This window comes from Ruegeria sp. AG1 (assembly GCF_056541705.1).
The window spans coordinates 28278-44833 of the sequence record NZ_JBQFYU010000003.1 but is presented as its reverse complement, the minus strand read 5'-3'; the positions used below and the strand labels follow the sequence as shown (position 1 = coordinate 44833).

The 16556-nt window shown below is 60.6% G+C and carries 14 protein-coding genes and 1 pseudogene; 4 read left to right on the top strand and 11 right to left on the bottom strand.

Going from position 1 to position 16556, the window contains the following annotated elements; genetic code table 11:
- Positions 1-23: 23 nt before the first annotated feature.
- Entirely contained in the window at positions 24-2066 is a 2043-nt protein-coding gene (locus tag ACR0B5_RS04885; protein WP_480538815.1) for an oxidoreductase, read from the top strand.
- 67 nt (positions 2067-2133) lie between these two features.
- Here ACR0B5_RS04885 and ACR0B5_RS04880 read toward each other — a convergent pair.
- From ACR0B5_RS04880 to ACR0B5_RS04860, 5 genes and pseudogenes are all read right to left on the bottom strand, one after another.
- Positions 2134-2609, bottom strand: a pseudogene (locus tag ACR0B5_RS04880) (trimethylamine methyltransferase family protein); the annotation flags it as partial.
- On the bottom strand, positions 2597-3400 hold the full coding sequence (locus ACR0B5_RS04875) for an SDR family NAD(P)-dependent oxidoreductase (RefSeq protein ID WP_480538813.1): 804 nt from the start codon (positions 3398-3400) through the stop codon (positions 2597-2599). The gene ACR0B5_RS04875 and the pseudogene ACR0B5_RS04880, both read right to left, overlap by 13 nt.
- 3 nt (positions 3401-3403) lie before the next feature.
- Positions 3404-4192, bottom strand: coding sequence for an SDR family NAD(P)-dependent oxidoreductase (locus ACR0B5_RS04870; protein WP_480538811.1), 789 nt, complete (start codon positions 4190-4192; stop codon positions 3404-3406).
- Entirely contained in the window at positions 4192-5253 is a 1062-nt protein-coding gene (locus tag ACR0B5_RS04865; RefSeq protein ID WP_480538809.1) for an LLM class flavin-dependent oxidoreductase, read from the bottom strand. Before ACR0B5_RS04865 ends, ACR0B5_RS04870 begins: the two co-directional genes overlap by 1 nt.
- Before the next feature lie 104 nt (positions 5254-5357).
- On the bottom strand, positions 5358-6332 hold the full coding sequence (locus tag ACR0B5_RS04860; RefSeq protein ID WP_480538807.1) for a LysR substrate-binding domain-containing protein: 975 nt from the start codon (positions 6330-6332) through the stop codon (positions 5358-5360).
- 103 nt (positions 6333-6435) lie between these two features.
- On the opposite strand from ACR0B5_RS04860, the gene ACR0B5_RS04855 reads away from it, so the two are divergent.
- Positions 6436-6909 (top strand): flavin reductase family protein, encoded by a 474-nt coding sequence (locus ACR0B5_RS04855; protein WP_480538805.1) that lies wholly within the window; start codon positions 6436-6438, stop codon positions 6907-6909.
- A 100-nt stretch (positions 6910-7009) separates the two neighbouring features.
- Here the strand turns inward: ACR0B5_RS04855 and ACR0B5_RS04850 are convergent, their stop codons facing one another.
- From ACR0B5_RS04850 to ACR0B5_RS04825, 6 genes are all read right to left on the bottom strand, one after another.
- Complete coding sequence (locus tag ACR0B5_RS04850) at positions 7010-8017, bottom strand: Ldh family oxidoreductase (protein ID WP_480538803.1); 1008 nt, start codon at positions 8015-8017, stop codon at positions 7010-7012.
- Positions 8018-8068: 51 nt separating this feature from the next.
- On the bottom strand, positions 8069-8719 hold the full coding sequence (locus ACR0B5_RS04845) for a DUF3726 domain-containing protein (protein ID WP_480538801.1): 651 nt from the start codon (positions 8717-8719) through the stop codon (positions 8069-8071).
- Positions 8716-10407, bottom strand: a complete 1692-nt coding sequence (locus ACR0B5_RS04840) for a hypothetical protein (RefSeq protein ID WP_480538799.1) — start codon at positions 10405-10407, stop codon at positions 8716-8718. The genes ACR0B5_RS04845 and ACR0B5_RS04840 overlap by 4 nt, the downstream gene beginning before the upstream one ends.
- Positions 10408-10502: 95 nt before the next feature.
- Complete coding sequence (locus ACR0B5_RS04835) at positions 10503-12050, bottom strand: BCCT family transporter (protein WP_480538797.1); 1548 nt, start codon at positions 12048-12050, stop codon at positions 10503-10505.
- Between the two features lie 75 nt (positions 12051-12125).
- Complete coding sequence (locus ACR0B5_RS04830; RefSeq protein ID WP_480538795.1) at positions 12126-13100, bottom strand: membrane dipeptidase; 975 nt, start codon at positions 13098-13100, stop codon at positions 12126-12128.
- Entirely contained in the window at positions 13100-14548 is a 1449-nt protein-coding gene (locus ACR0B5_RS04825; RefSeq protein ID WP_480538793.1) for an aldehyde dehydrogenase family protein, read from the bottom strand. The genes ACR0B5_RS04830 and ACR0B5_RS04825 overlap by 1 nt, the downstream gene beginning before the upstream one ends.
- Before the next feature lie 107 nt (positions 14549-14655).
- Between ACR0B5_RS04825 and ACR0B5_RS04820 the strand changes: the two genes are divergently transcribed.
- Together ACR0B5_RS04820 and ACR0B5_RS04815 are read left to right on the top strand one after the other, a co-directional pair.
- On the top strand, positions 14656-15549 hold the full coding sequence (locus ACR0B5_RS04820; protein WP_480538791.1) for a LysR family transcriptional regulator: 894 nt from the start codon (positions 14656-14658) through the stop codon (positions 15547-15549).
- Entirely contained in the window at positions 15549-16556 is a 1008-nt protein-coding gene (locus ACR0B5_RS04815) for a helix-turn-helix domain-containing protein (RefSeq protein ID WP_170639805.1), read from the top strand. Before ACR0B5_RS04820 ends, ACR0B5_RS04815 begins: the two co-directional genes overlap by 1 nt.

Below are 16556 nucleotides of genomic sequence, written 5' to 3'. Positions count from 1 at the left end.
CCAGTTGCCGTGGGAGCATCGCAATGAGCAACGATCCACTTCTGCAGCCATACCATTTGAAGCACCTCACCCTGCGCAACCGGATCATGACCACAAGTCATGAACCCGCCTATCCCGAAGACGGTATGCCCAAGGATCGCTACCGCGCCTATCATGCGGAACGCGCCAAGGCCGGTGTTGCGCTGGCGATGACGGCCGGATCGGCCTGTGTGTCCAAAGACAGCCCTCCGGCGTTCAACAACGTTTTGGCTTATCGTGACGAGGTGGTGCCCTGGATCAAAAACCTCACGGATGAGCTGCACCATCACGGCTGCGCGGTGATGATCCAGCTGACCCATCTGGGCCGCCGCACCGGGTGGAGCATGGGCGACTGGCTGCCCTCGGTCGCGCCGACGCATCATCACGAAACCGCGCATCGCTTAAATCCCAAACTCATGGAGGATTGGGACATAGTGCGAGTCATTCAGGACTATGCCGATGCGGCTGAGCGCATGAAAGCGGGCGGCATGGACGGGCTGGAAATCGAGTGCTACGGCCACCTGCCCGACCAGTTCTGGTCCCCACTGACGAACGAACTTGAGGGGCCATATGGTCCGCAAACGTTGGAAAGCCGCACGCGTTTCGCGCGGGAGGTTTTGGCCAGCATGCGCGAAAGGGTGGGTGATGAGTTCCTTCTAGGCGTTCGATTCTCGATGGACGAAACCACCCCCGGGGGCGTGAGCGAGGAAGAGGGGTTCCGCATCGCGCGTCTTCTCAGGGATGAGGGGCTGACCGATTTCCTCAACGTGACACGCGGGCGGATTGACAGTGATGCCGCGCTGTCAAAAGTGATCCCGTTGCAAGGGTCGCCCGCCGCGCCGCATCTGGATTTCGCGGGCCGGATGCGGGCCGAGATCGGCCTGCCTACGTTCCACGCCGCCCGCATTCCGGATGTCGCCACCGCCCGCCACGCCGTGGCCGAAGGGCGTCTGGACATGGTGGGCATGACACGCGCCCATATGGCCGACCCGCATCTGGTACAGAAGATCGTCGAGGGGCGCGAGGATGATATCCGGCCCTGCGTCGGTGCCACCTACTGCCTCGATCGTATTTACGAAGGTGGCGAGGCACTGTGCATCCACAACGCCGCAACCGGGCGCGAATTGACAATGCCGCACCTGATCCCGGTGGCTGACACCCCGCGCAAGGTCGTGGTCATTGGCACTGGCCCCGGCGGGCTCGAGGCCGCGCGGGTTGCTGCCGCCCGTGGTCATGACGTGACGGTGTTCGAGGCCGCCTCGGACCCCGGTGGGCAGATACGCCTGACCGCGCAGTCCCAAAGGCGGCGCGAGATGATCGGGATCATCGACTGGCGCATGGCCCAATGCGCTGCGCGGGATGTGAGTTTTCACTTCAACACCTGGGCCGAAGCCGAGGACGTCACCGCGCTGAACCCGGATCTAGTCATCGTGGCGACCGGCGGGCTGCCTCATATGCGGCTCTATGAGCAGATGGAGGATCTGTCCCATGTCATCACCTCATGGGACATCCTGTCGGGTGACGTGAAAGCCTCGGGCGATGTGTTAATCTTTGACGAGGCCGGCGATCACGCCGGGCTGCAGGCCGCCGAGATTGCGGCAGACACCGCGCAGGTCGAAATTATGACCCCTGACCGCAGCTTTGCCCCCGACGTGATGGGGCTGAACCTCACACCGTATCTGACCAACCTGCAAGACAAGGACGTGACCGTAACCGTGGCGCGCCGCCTTAAAGGCGTGCGGCGGGATGGAAACCGCCTGATCGCCGAGATCGGATCGGACTACAGCGCGAAAGTGCAGGACCGGCCCTATGACCAGATCATTCTGAACTATGGCACATTGCCGAATGCCGATCTGTATTTCGACCTCAAGCCCCTGTCTTCAAATCTGGGACAGGTCGACCACGAGGCACTGATCACCGGCCAGCCGCAAAGCATTGTTTCGAACCCAAAGGGCCGGTTCCAGCTGTTCCGCATCGGAGACGCGGTCGCCGCGCGCAACACGCACGCGGCGATTTACGATTCCCTGCGCCTGTTGAAAGACCTCTAACGCAGGGCATCATCGTCAGATGGCGGTGCGGAACGGGGATATCCATTGGCTCGCAGGTGTCCCCGCCTGCCATGTGAGGGCTTGGGCAGGCCTGATTCAGGCGCGCAAAATTGATCACATCCGCCTCGGTGGTTAACGGGCGGAGGCCCTCCAGATCACGGGTGAACGGAGCGCCCTTCATGGTGCAGAACACGCTGGAGTCGCCGCCCATCGTGAACCCGGTCTGGAGCCCGCGCCCTTGAACCACGAAACGTGCAGGTGCTTTGGCGACAAGCTCCATCACCAGGACGCGGTCGATCCTCATCCGGTCGCCACCAACCTTTGTACCGGTCTTGCCCAATCGCTCAGCGCTTTGGCATCGCGGAAATCGATGCCGACCTCTTCCAGGATCGCCGTTGAGGCATCGTGGATGCGCTCCAATGCTGCCTCGTTCAGAACCTCAAGCGGCTGCAGCTTGCGCATTACCGGTGCCAGGCGGGTCTGAACCGATTTCTGAGCCTGTAGACGGGCAGCACGCCCGGCGCGGCTTTTTACACGCGACATGACACACCACCATCCACAGTGATTTCGGTACCGGTGATGTATGACGCCTCATCACTGGCCAGGAACACGGCCGCATTGGCCACATCCCAGGGCGTGCCCACACGGCCCAGCGGAATCCGCGCCGCTCGCTGACGATCCAGCGCGTCCCAGTCAATGGCGTCTGGGTCGTCCGAGTTCTGAACGGTGATATCCCGCGCCATCGGCGTGTCTATGAACCCCGGCAGGATTGCGTTGGCGCGAATGCCATGCGGGGCCATCTCGGCCGCAAGGTTGCGCGTATAGGAAATGATCGAGCCCTTCGTGGCGTTATAGCCGATATATGGCGTGCCCAGATAGCGCAGCCCCGCGATGGAGGAGATGTTGGTCACCACCCCGGCCCCGCGATCCACGAAGTGGGGCAGGACATGTTTGGTCGGCAGGAAAACAGCCTTCATGTTCACATGAACCAGCGCATCCCAATCCTCGACCGTGCTGTCCATGGCCCCGCCGGTCTTCAGGATGCCGACGTTGTTTTGCAGAATGTCGATCTGCCCCAACGCGCTCAGGCAGTCGGCAACAGCTTGCTTCACCTGATCCTCTTGCGTGACATCCGCAGACAGGGCGATGGCTTTGCCACCTTCGGCGCGGATGATCTCGCAGGTGTCCTCGGCGGCGGGCAGATGCAGGTCCAAAGCGCAGATCGTGGCCCCTTCCTGCGCCAGCCGAATGGCCGTGGCCTTGCCATTGCCCATACCCCCATTCATCGCGCCCGCACCGGTGACCAGCGCGACCTTTCCAGACAGACGTGCCATGGGTTATTCCTCGTTCGATTGTAAAAATGCATTCATGCCGCCATCAACCGCCAGAAGCTGACCATTGATGTAAGAGGCCTCCTCGGACATCAGAAACGCTACTGGCGCTGCGATCTCGGCCGGATCTGCCCAACGCGCGGCCGGGGTGCGGTTTTCGATGCGGCGGACAAAGCCCGTGTCGCTGAGGATTTTCTTGTTCATCTCGGTCAGCACATAGCCCGGCGCGATGGCATTGGCGCAGATCCCACCGGCCCCGAAATCCGCCGCAAGCGAGCGTGTCAGCCCCGCGATGGCCGCCTTGGAGGACGCATAATTCCCGATCCCCGGCCTCGGGTGGGTCGCAGCGATGGACGAAACCGACACTATCCGTCCCCGTTGCGGGCCGGGATTGGCCAGCATCACCTTTCCCACCGCCTGCGACAGAACGAAGGGCGCCATAACGTGCAGATCATAGATGCTGCGATAGTCCTCAACGGTCTGGTCAAGGACGTGGCCGTGATTGGTAATCCCCGCATTGTTGATCAGCCCCCAGACACTACCAGCCTGATTTGCGACCTCTTGCACCCACTGCCGGCAGGCGTCGAAATCCGTCAGATCAAAGGCGGTGGCCTGGGCATCGGCCCCCTTCCCTCTGAGGGTTTCCGCCGTGCCCTCAACGGCCTCGGCGTTCAGATCCTGCAGCCAGACCTGCGCGCCCTGATCCGCGCAGACCTTGGCCATAGCCGCCCCCAATCCGCGCGCCGCGCCGGTGATCAGGATCGGCTTTCCAGCCAGCGAGAACAGCCCCGCCATCAGGAGGCAAGCGCTTTCTTGTCTTCTTCAAGCGCCGCTTTTACTGCGGGCATTACCTGATCGCAAAACTGCTCGAGCGAGCGCAATGTGTTGGCAAACGGGATTGAGGCGATCTGCATGAAGACGCTCAGATGTGTGATCCCGAATTCGCGCGCCTCGGCGACGATCCGTCGGGTGACCTCTTCGGCGTCACCGATGATGGCGCGCTGCATCACCTCGTCGAGGGTGGGTTCGTTGTCGAATGGCACGATGTTCAGATCCGCGCCCTGCATCAACGGCTCGGGGCGTCGCATGTTGTTCGCCATGCGGGCATGGATCAGAACCTGCTCGGCCGCGGCGCGTGCGTCGTCTTTGTCCTTGGCTATATAGACATAGCGCTGCACAGCAAAGGGGAAGTCGTTGCCGCTCAGCCCGTTTTCCGAGCGGGTTTCGGTGCAAAGCCGCCGCGCCGTCGCCACGATCGAGTTCGGCCCGATGGCGGGAGTGGTCAGCGGCTCGGCCCCGTAGTCGATCATCTTCTGCCGCTTTTCGGGCGCGTTGCCCACGGCGAATGTGCGGATACGCTCCTGCACCGGTGCGATTGACAGCGCGGCATCGTTGATCTGAATATGTTCACCCTGATAGTCGATCACGCCGGAATAGACGCCCTGTTCGATACAATCCCAGATCTCAAGGCCCCGCATCAGGCGGTCATTGATCTCGAACCCGAATTTCTTGAACTCGCGCGGCTGATAGCCAGTGCCCAGACCCAGCACGAGGCGACCCTCGGTCAGCTGATCGGTCAGGCAGATATCCTCGACCAGACGCAGGGGTTCATAGAAGGGCATCACAACAACGGCGGGGCCGACATTGATGCGTTTGGTGTGGGCGGCCATATTCGCAGCCGTCATCAGCGGAGACGGTGAGATGCAGTAGTTCGACAGGTGATGCTCGGCAAACCAGGCCACATCGAACCCCGCTTCGTCGACCATCTGCGTCATGTTGCGCATCTGGTTGAACACGTCGGCATGGGTGGACCCGTCAACGGGTTTTGTCATTAGGTTAAAAAGCGAAAATTCCATGGCCGCAGGCTCCGAGTCTATTCGGGTGAATGTGTTTCCCCCACATTTCCTCAATCCTGCCAAACTTCCAAATGGCGAATCCTAGGTCATTGCCAAAGAAATTCTTATGCGCCGGAGGCCTCCTGTCGCAACCAGTTTAGAAACGCCTGAACCCTAGGCTGGTTCAAGCGGCTGTGGGGGCACAGAAAATGATAGGCAAACGGGCCTTCCACCGCCTCGAAAGGCAGCGCGATCAGAGTGCCGTTGTCCAGAAAATGCTGCGCGACGACGTCCCGCACCACGCCAACTCCGCCGCCAAAAGCGATAGCGTTAAGCGTGGCGCTGGAATCGCCGAAATAGGCCCCGTTTTCGAACAAATCCGGATTGCCACGATTGCGTTCAATCACCGCGCGCCATTCCGTGTGGTTAGTATCCCTGAAGAACGGGAACCCGGCCAGGTCATCCACCCGCTTCACGTCAGCCAGTTGATCCCGAAGCGCGGCTGAGGCCACAAGGATATGGCGTTCACTGAACAGGCGCTCTTCATAGACATTCGGCGTACCGCCCGGCCCCCAGCGAATGGCGACATCCGCATCTTCCTGCCCAAAGCCAGTGCAGGCCACGGTGGACAAAGTGATCAAGTCGATCTGCGGATGCGCCTCAAGAAACCGGGTCGCGCGGGTCGCAAACCAGGTCGAGCCGAAGGAGGGCAACAGGCTGACCGTCAGCATGGTGCGCCCCGCATCCGGCGCGAGATCCTGAACGCTTTCGCTTAGGCTGTCCAACATCGCCCCGACGGAATCGGCAAACTGTTCGCCCTGCTCGGTCAGACTGATCTGGTTGTTCGACCTGCGAAACAGCCGGATGCCAAGGCGATCCTCCAGCAGTTTTACCTGTTGGCTGACGGCGGGCTGCGTCAGGTTCAATTCCGACGCGGCGAGGGTGAAGCTCTGCAACCGCGCTGCCGCCTCGAACGCGATCAGCGTCTGCAGGGGTGGCAATCCCCGGCGCATTCGGTTGCTATCAAAACCGACAGGTTCCATCCGGGACAAGGCACCCGGACCCAAGTGGTTCAATCGTGTTCTCAAAGCGCGTCGCATGGTGATCCTGCATAAGGAGGGCTTGGCCTGACGGCAAGAAATTCATTCTTGTGATAAAACCTGCCTAATGCAAGCTCTGAGCACCCCAATCCCGGAGCGTAAGATGCTGACCTCGACTGAATTCATCTCGGTCATGCGCAAAGCTCCGACACCGATGTCTATTGTCACTACGTCGGGCGAGCATGGACCCCATGGCGCGACCGTCAGCGCTGTCTGCTCGCTTACCGCGACTCCGCCTGCTGTGTTGATCTGTCTGAAGAAAAACAGTCGCATTCTGGGCATGATCGAAGAGCATGGGGTCTATTGCGTCAACTTCGCCGCGCAAAACCACATCGACATGGCGCTGGCTTTTGCCGTTGACTCTGCGCATGCGGAGCTTCGCAAATTTTCCGAAGATGTCTGGGACATGGATGAACACACCCACCTGCCGGTCCTGAAGGACGCCTCGGCCATTTTCGCCTGTCTTCACATCCAGACGGTTCCCTTCGGCTCTCACCGCATTCTCATCGGTAAGGTCGAGCGTGTGGAGGCTAGCAACAACCACCCTCTGGCCTATTGGGATGGCGGGTTTCAGTAGCTGCAAGAGCCGCAAGCCTGAGTTCTCCATCACGAATATAAAAAAGGGCACATGCCCCGATCAGACCATGCGCCCCTTCAAACTTGTGATGCTGTGCGCGTCAGAGAAGCGCGCGCACTTTTTCCAGCAGTGCGGCGTTTACGGCAACGCCTTCGGTTGCCGCCCGCTCGCGGCAGGTGCGGCGGCCGTCGCCCGGTAGGCGCGCGCCATCTTGGTCGCGGAACGAGGCAGTCAGCTCACCCAGTTTCTCATGGAATGCTCCGCCCGAGGTCGCCTGCGGATCAATCGCGATGAAGAACTGACCGGTTTTCGGCGGGCCACCCGCCGTGCCCGAGAACGGGCTGGCGACCGAACCCAGCGTCGCGCCGGTCATCGCGGCGGCCATAAGCTCGACCGTCAGAGCGATACCCACGCCTTTGTAGCCTCCTGATGGGACCATGGAGCCCTTCAGGCCTGCCTCAGGGTCTGTGGTGGGCTGGCCGTCCGCGTCCAGAACCCAACCTTCGGGCACGGGCTTGCCTTCGCGGGCATGTTTCATGACTTCGCTTTTGGCAATGGTGCTGGCGGACTGGTCGATCAGAAGCGCCGCGTTCCCATCCGCATCGGGGGCCGAGATCGAGAACGGGTTGGTACCGACAACCGGCTTTGCCCCACCCGACGGCGCGATTGAGGCAGGCGCGTTGGTGAACCCGATCCCCATCAGGCCTGCCTGCGCCAAACGCTGAGTATGCACGCCCAGAACGCCGCAGTTATACGAGTTGTTGATGGCCAGAACCGCAACGCCTTGCTCGCGCGCCAGCGGGATCAGCTTTTCGAACCCCAGATCAATCGCGCTGTGTGCGAACCCGGTGGCCGCATCCACGGTGACAACGGCGGGGCGTGGCTGGGCGACAACAGGTTTGGCGGCCCCGTCAACCTTGCCGCATTCCACGTGCTGCGCATAGATCGGGATATAGGCCAACCCGTGCGAGGCGACGCCATCCGCTTCGGTCATTGCGGTCGCAATGGCCAGAGGGCGGGCGTTTTCCTCGGATGTTCCGGCTTTGACAAGAGCGCGGAAGGCCAGATCTTCGATCTCGGCCAGAGTCAGGGTTTCGGTGGCGGTCATTCTTCTTTTCCGTTCGTATCTATGCACCCCTTTTTCTCAAGGGGCGAAGTTTCAGTCGTTGTCGCTGAGGCCAGCGCCAGCACCGCGCAGGCGGCTTTCTTCGGTCGCGGGTGCGAATGTGCGGTGGGCAAAGGCGCCAAGCCTTTTCCAATCTGTATCGGACACCTCGGCGCGCAGGACCGGCTCGCGGCGGCCTGTCATTTCGGCCGGCGCGCTGAAGACCATCTTGTCTGCGTGACGGGCCTCAAGCGCCTCGGGCGTGGCCTGCACACAGATCTGCCGGCCATCCGTTGCCAGACGCGCGCCCTGCCATTCGGCCGCAACCGGCACGCCTAAACGCAGCGCAGCCCCGCCCATGAAGGGAACGGCCAGCAAGGGCAGGCTGACATTCTCCATGGTGATCGAGCCGCGATCCATCAAACGCACCGCGCAGTCGCTGAGCGAGGCCCCGGCGATCAGCGGGCTCATCCGACGGGTAGGAGCATGCCAGATCTCAGCGCTCAGCGAGACAGGTGAGACGTCAATCGACGGGATGCGGTCGTTCATTTCCAACAGGTCGGCCAGCAATTCGGCGCCCGAAAACCCGAAGGCCGACAACCAGCGCGTTCCCTTGGCGGCCTCTTCGGCCAGCCCCCAAGAAAGGCCCGCACCGCGCGCGGCGCGTTTGCTCATAGCCTCGATTTCGTTCAGAGAGTGGCTCATGCAGCGACCCCTTCACGTTCCGGGAAGACCCAGAAATCGGCGTTTTCAGATGTCAGTTCATGCGGCAGAGGCGCATTTCCATACATGCAGATCCGCACCCAACGGTCCGAGCGGGGATCGAACTTAGTCGCCCCGAAGAAGGACAGTTTGCAGCGCAGCATGTCGATAGGCAGCACCCGGTCCGAGATCGTGTTGTCTCGGATCTCGGCATAGGGCGCGCGCCCTACGATCTGAACACGGCGCAGCACGTGGCGGTGTTCGGGGTGGCGCAGCAGGAAATCAGCGACCTGAGCATCATCCGACCAATGGGCCAGCGCCTGAAACAACTGCGCGGCATCCCGACCGGGGGCCAAGGGCTGCTCGTATTCCTCGATCGGCTCCTCGAAACGTTCGCCCAGACGCGGCTCCAGCTTTTCTTCCGAGACATACCAGGCGCGCGCCTTGCTGGCGGGGGTGGCCCAATCGGTCTCAATGGCCCAGCCGTAGATGTTCTTGAGCAGCGCCCGCAGATCACCGATCTTCATCGCCCCGGCGATGCGGAACGTAGCGGTGTTATCGGCTGCCATACCTTCGGCAAAGGCGTCGACCAATGCCCCGTAAGGTTCCAGCATCAGCGAGGCTATCCATTCTTGACCCTCAAGGGTCAGCGACTGTTCGGCCCAGGAATAAAGCGCATCCCAAGGGTGATCCGCGCCAAGATCCGCACTGGAGAGATACTCCTGCACCTTGGCAATATCGGCCCTTAAAGCAGCGAGTTTCTCGATCTGGATCGGGTGTTCGGACTGCCAGGTCTCAACGATCTGCATATTGCGCAGCAGCACGTCACGGAACACTGCGATTTCCGCATCGCTGGCCTTCTCAACCTCACGCACAACCTGAATTGCGCCTTCGCGCGCCGCCATCCAGTTGTTGAACAGCACCGGATGGTTCAGCAAAAACGGCGCCATCCCCAGACCGGTCGAGTTGCCGATCCCCATCGACCGCGCGATCCCGGCATCCAGCTTCGCTGCCTGCGCGCCGTTGGCCGCCGCGCGGGTATCAGCCATATATTGCACCAGATCGGTCACGAACCAGCGGGTCAGATAGACCGACAGCATCTCTACCTGGAACGGAGCACGGAATTCCGGACGGTCTGCGATCATTTCGCGATCCGCAGCGCCCAGCTTGCCGGACCCGTAAACCGCAGTGGTCCGCATCAGGTAACCAACCGCATCAATCTTCTCGGTCGAGGGCTGACGGCCTTCGGCCAATTCGCTCACCACATGCTCCCACAAACGCACCGAGCGGTTGGCGCGGGACACCGACAGTTCAGACCCGGTCACACGCCCGGCTTCCTGAACGGGGATATTGTGTGAAAGACGCTCGATATCGGCGTCGGAGGGCACACCGTCAAACAGAGTAAAGGTGGCATCCCAGGCCTCGGCAATCACTCGGTCCGAGCGTTTCTCGGGCGGCAGATCATGGGCATAGGCGATCAGGGAATAGGACCGCTCGGGCCCGTGGGCGGTATAGACGGCATGGCCAACGCCAGTGCTGTCAATCTCGAACGCAGTTTTTTCAAACCGCCAGTTTTCCCGAGCCAGTCGTCGCGTCAGGATACGCATGAACGAAAGGCGCGACTGATGCATGGAGCCAAGACGGGCAAGGCGCATCACCATGTTCGGATCACGACGGGAAACGTCTGTCATTCGGTTGTGCCTCCTCAGGTGGTACTAATCTGGTTTTCTCCTGAAATCTTCAGGCGTGTTGGCGGGCCGGAACGTCCGGCCCAGCCTTAGATCGCTTAGCTTTCTTTGCCCTTCGCCAGCGTGATGCGCAGCGCATCCCACAGCGACGGTAGCAAGATCAGCGAGACCGGAACAGCGGTCACCACGATAAAGCTCTGCAGTTTGGACACACCGCCCGATCCAACCGAGATCAGGATGATGGCCATAAGGCCCATCGCGATGCCCCAGAACACGCGCAGTGCTGCGGGTGGGTTGTTCTCGTTGCTCATGGTCGCAGAGATGACATAGCTCATCGAGTCGCCAGTGGTAGCCACAAAAATCGTGGTCAGGATCAGGAACAGGATCGAGATCACGAAGCCCATCGGCAGGTTGTTGGTAATCGCCAGCAGGGCGGCAGGCAGGTTGAAGCCTTCGAACGCGGTGGCGATTGTGCCGGGGTTCTCAAGCTCCATCGCGATGCCGGTGCCACCGATGATGGTGAACCAGAAGTTGGTCACGATCGGCGCGATGATCGACAGCATGATGATGATCGAGCGGATCGAACGACCACGCGACACCCGAGCGATGAACATGGCCATCAGCGGGCCGTAGCCCATGAACCAGCCCCAGAAGAACACGGTCCACCAGCCCAGCCAGCCGGGTTCGCCGAACAGACCGGCCTCACCACGGTACAGCGCCATCTGGAAGAAGTTGCCAACGTAGGTGCCAAAGCCCGAGAAGAACGAGCCAAAGATGAACCCGGTCGGGCCTGCAACCAGAACGAACAGCAGCAGGAAGGCCGCCAGTATCACGTTGACCTTGGACATAACCTGAATACCACGCGACAGACCCGTCATGGCCGAGATCGTGTAGATCGCAGCAAGCCCGGCAATCACGGTCGCCTGCAGGGCAAACGTATCCGAAAAGCCGAACAGATCGGCCAGACCATAGCTCACCTGCAGACCCAGGAAGCCAATGGGGCCAACCGTGCCCGCAACCACAGCGATGATCGAGGACGCATCCGCAATGAGGCCAATCGGCCCGTTGATCGCCTTGTCGCCGAACACCGGGTACAGCAGCGTGCGCGGCGCCAGCGGCATGCCCTTTTCATAGTGGTAATGCATGAGCATGACCGTGGTCAGCGAACCGAGAATGGCCCATGCGAGGAAACCCCAATGCATGAAGCTCTGGGCGATGGCCGGGTTCACGGCCTCGGCCGTTGCCCCTTCACCACCGTAAAGCGGCGCAGGATATAGGAAGTGGGCAATCGGCTCACCCGCCGCCCAGAACACGCCGCCACCAGCCAGCAGCGTGCACATGACCATCGAGCCCCACTGGAAAGTGGTGAACTCGGGCGCGGCTAAGCCGCCCATGATGGCACGACCGCCGGGCAAAACGCACAGCAGCAGGCCGATCAGGAAGGTGGCCAGCAGCAGCACCTGCCAGTAGAGGCCAAAATAGGTGGCCGCAACATTGAACCCCCAATCCACAGCACCCGAAAGGGCCTCCAGATCGACAAGGGCCGCGACGCAGAACAGCGCGATAAAACCGCCAGAGATCAGGAACAGCGGTTTGTTCACGCGGCTTTCCTGTACAGGGGCAGTGTTCAAAGATGCCTCAGACATCTCTCCTCCGTTAATATTAGTCAGGCCGTTTCTATCAGGAATGCGGCCATAGCTTAGTCGTTTAGCTGACCTGCATCAGGCGAGCGGTTTGAAGTTCTCATCAAAGAAACGGTACCAGTTGTCTCCCATGATCCCGTCGACCTCAGCGTCGTTCATGCCGGTGGCACGTAGGCCTGACCGGATGTTGCCGAAGTCACGGTTGTCATTGAACCAACCCGGCATGGGCGGGAAACCGGGGGCCGAGGCAGAGCCCTCGCCATAGTCGATTTCCTTTGTCCAGCGACCTACGCGCATCCATTCCACGATACTGTCGGGCTGGTCCTGACACAGGTCGGTACCAATCCCCAGATGCTGCGCACCATATTTGTCCGCCGTGCGTGCGATCATCTCGCAAAAGCTTTCCAGCGTGCACTCGGACTTGTCTTTCAGGTGGTGCGGGTAAACCGAGAAACCCAGCATGCCGCCGTTTTCCGTCACTGCACGGATCACCGCGTCCCGTTTGTTGCGCAAGGCAGGCGACCAGTCATAGGGGTTCGCATGGGTGATCGCGATGGGACGTTCCGAGATCTCGGCCGCTTCGATGGTCGAGCGGTCGGCCGAGTGGCTCATGTCGACAACAAGACCCACGCGGTTCATCTCTTTGATGACCTGCTTGCCCATACGGGTGATGCCGGAATCCTCAGCCTCATAGCAGCCGGTCGCCAGCAGCGACTGGTTGTTATAGGTCAGCTGCATGAACCGCGCGCCTAGCGTGTGCAGGATCTCGATCAGGCCGATATCGTCTTCCATCGGACTTGGGTTCTGGAACCCGAAGAACACCGCCGTCCGGCCGGTTTCCCGAGCTTTGTCGATGTCGCTGGCCCACTGCCCTTTCATGATCAGGTCCGGGTATTGTTGGAACCAGCGGTTCCACTGTTCGAAATTCAACACCGTTTCACGAAAGTTCTCATGATAGGCGATGGTGACGTGGATCGCGTCCACGCCCCCCTCGCGCAACTGGCGGAAGACCTTTTCCGACCAGTTCACATATTGCAGGCAATCGATCAGCATCAGACGGGGCCTGCGCTGATATAGGCGGTTTTGACCGTGGTGTAGAACTCGGCCGCCGCCTTGCCCTGCTCACGCGGACCGTAGGAGCTGTCGCCACGGCCGCCGAAGGGCACGTGATAGTCGGTGCCGGCGGTGGGCAGGTTCACGGTGACAACACCGGTGCGCGCGTTGCGGCGGAAATGGGTGGCGCGGGCCAGCGACTTGGTCACGATGCCCGAAGTCAGGCCAAAGTTGGTGTCGTTGACCACGCTCAGCGCTTCGTCATAGCTGCCAACCTTGATGACGCTGGTCAGCGGCGCGAACATTTCCTCGCGGTTTATCGCCATGTCGTTGGTAGTGTTCAGGAACACGCCGGGCGACATGTAGTACCCGTCATGCGGCATCTCGAGACGCGCACCGCCACAGGCCAGTTCCGCGCCCTCGGACTTGCCCAGATCGACATAGGCCAGGTTTTCGCTCAACTGCTGCTGGCTGACGACGGGGCCCATCTGAACGCCCTCTTCCAGCGCGTGGCCCACTTTCATCGCCTGCGCACCCGCAACGAGCTTTTCGACAAAGGCGTCATGAATGGCAGAGTGGACCACGAGCCGCGAGGACGCCGTGCATTTCTGACCTGTGCCACCGAACGCACCGCCCAGAGCCAGCGTTACCGCCAGATCCAGATCGGCATCGTCCATAACGGCCAGAGCGTTCTTCGAGCCCATTTCCATCTGGACCTTGGTCAGGTTCTGGATGGCGGCAGCGGCGATACCTTTACCGACCGGAACCGACCCGGTAAAGGAAATCGCGTTGACCTTGGGGCTTTCCACCAGACGTTGACCAATGGAGCGGCCCGAGCCCATGACCAGGCTGAAAAGACCTTTGGGGATGTCCTGGCGGTTGATGATCTCGGTCAGTGCCACAGCAGAGGCCGGGGTGATGTTGGCGGGCTTCCAAACAACCGCGTTGCCATAGCACAGAGCCGGAGCGATCTTCCACGACGCGGTTGCGGTGGGGAAGTTCCACGGGCTGATGATGGCCACAACGCCAACGGCCTCACGGCGAACGTCCACCTCGATATCGGGGCGCACGGAATCCGCGTTCTCACCGATCTGACGCAGGCATTCGGCGGCGTAGTAGGCGAAGAACTGACCGGCGCGGAACACTTCGCCTTTGCCTTCGGCCAGCGGCTTACCTTCTTCGCGGCTCAGCAGCGTGCCCAGTTCCTCGGCGCGGGCCATCAGCTCATTGCCGATCGCGTTCAGAACAGCCTGCTTGCGCTCCAACCCATAGGCGGCCCACTCACGCTGAGCGGCACGCGCCTGATCCAATGTTGCCTCAAGCTGATCCGCGCGGGCCTGTACAAACATGCCGACCAGATCGCTCAGGTCCGATGGGTTGCGGTTTTCGATCTCACCTTCGCCGGTGACCCACTCACCAGCGATCAGGTTCTTTTGAATGTCAGCCATAGCCGTTTGCCCCATAGAGAATTTGCTAAGCGGGTATGGACTCTTTTGCGACAATCAATCAAACTAAAATTATTGAAGTTTATTTCAGCAAGATTGAAGCTCCCGTCATGACACTCAAGATCGAAATGCTTCGCGGCTTTGTCGCGGTGGCCCGCACCGGCAACCTGACGGACGCGGCCGTTGTCCTGAAGCGCACCCCTTCGGCGGTGTCGATGATGCTCAAGCAGTTTGAGACGCATCTGGGCGAGCCGCTGTTTGAGACGGACCGCAAGAACAAGCTGACCGCATTGGGTGAGTTCGTGTTGGAGCAATCGCAACTGGAATTACAGCACTTCGACAATACGGTTCGGGCCATCGAAAACTTTGCCGATGCCAGTATGGGACATGTCAGAATTGCGACGGTTCCATCGGTGGCAGGCACGATCATACCACGCGTTTTTTCCAGAAATACAAAGGCTTACGAGAAAGTGAGGGTGGAACTGCGCGACATGGATTCCAAGTCCGTCCTGCACGAGCTGTCGCGGGGGCGCATTGATATCGGCATCGCGACACTGCGCGGGAACGGGTCGGGCCTGCACAGTCAGCTTTTGCTGACCGACTGGTTCGGCGTGCTGCTGACACCGGACCACCCGCTGGCCAGTGACAACGGCCCCATCGGCTGGGACGCGCTTGAGAATGAGCAGCTGATCGCCAACAGCCTGTCCGAAAGCATCCCCGGGCCCGAGGCGGAAAAACTGCACGCGGGCTCTCGGTTTTCGGCACATAACATCACCTCTATTCTGGGCATGGTCCGGGCCGGGATCGGGGTCACACTCCTGCCCGAGATGGCGGCAATTTCGGTCGGGCAATCCGATCTGGTCTTTCGCCCTCTGGCGGATAAGACCGCCAAGCGGCAAATTCACCTGATACGCAAGGCTGATTCTGCACTGTCGCCTGCTGCGCGCAGACTGGAAAATGACATCCTCGAAACCGTCGAGGACCTAGTGAAAGAGCAACGCTAATGAAAGATCAGGTTGAGAAAATTTCGCTGGGCATCCTGATCTTTCCAGGGTTCCCGATGGCATGCCTGACATCCTGTATCGAACCGCTGCGCGCGGCGAATGAGATCTCAGGGCAGGAGGCGTTCAGCTGGCATGTCATTGCTGAGCAAGACCAACCGATCCAGTCCTCAGCCGGGGTCACCTTTTTCCCCGACTACACCCTGGCCGACGCCCAATCCCTGACGCATCTGCTGTTTGCCTCAAGCCCGAACAGCGTGTTCGACAACCCCTCCAAGGCAAACGCAGCGCTTCAGCGTCTGATGCGGAACAAGACCCGTATTGGTGCAATCAGCGGCGGTGTCTTCCCCCTTGCCCGCACCCGGCTGACCCGCGACAACCCTTTGTCGGTGCATTGGTGTTACGAGGCCGCTTTTCAGGCCGAATTTCCCGAAATCCCGATCCATGGGACAGTGATCTGCGAAGAAGGGGCCTTTAGCACAATCTCTGGCGCCTCTGCCGTGTTCGACCACATGCTGGCCCTGATCGAAAAACGGCTGGGCGGTGATGTCATGGCCGAGGTCGCCTGTTGGTTCCAGCATCCCTTCATTCGCAGCGGGACCGTTACGCAAAAGGTGCCCGCAATCTCAACCGCGCAAAGTCAGGACCTTTTGCCAAAACAGGTTGCAAAGGCCATTCAGCATTTTGCCGAACATATCGAAAATCCCATCCAGATCAGCGAAGTCGCTGATGCGGTGGGCCTTTCGGCACGGTCACTGGAGCGGAGCTTCAAAAAGGCGACAGGGCATAGCCCTTTGACCTATTACCGGCGAATGCGGATGAATCAGGCGCGGCAATTGGTGCTTTATACGAACGACCCAATTGCCGAGGTCGCCTATATGGTCGGCTACGCCACGCCCAGCGCCTTCATGCGACACTATCGTGAGACGTTCGGGGTCACGCCGATCAGCGACCGGCGTGCCAAGAACTCAATGCGGGTGGGCAGCGATGATGTGCTGCCCTCGGGCTAG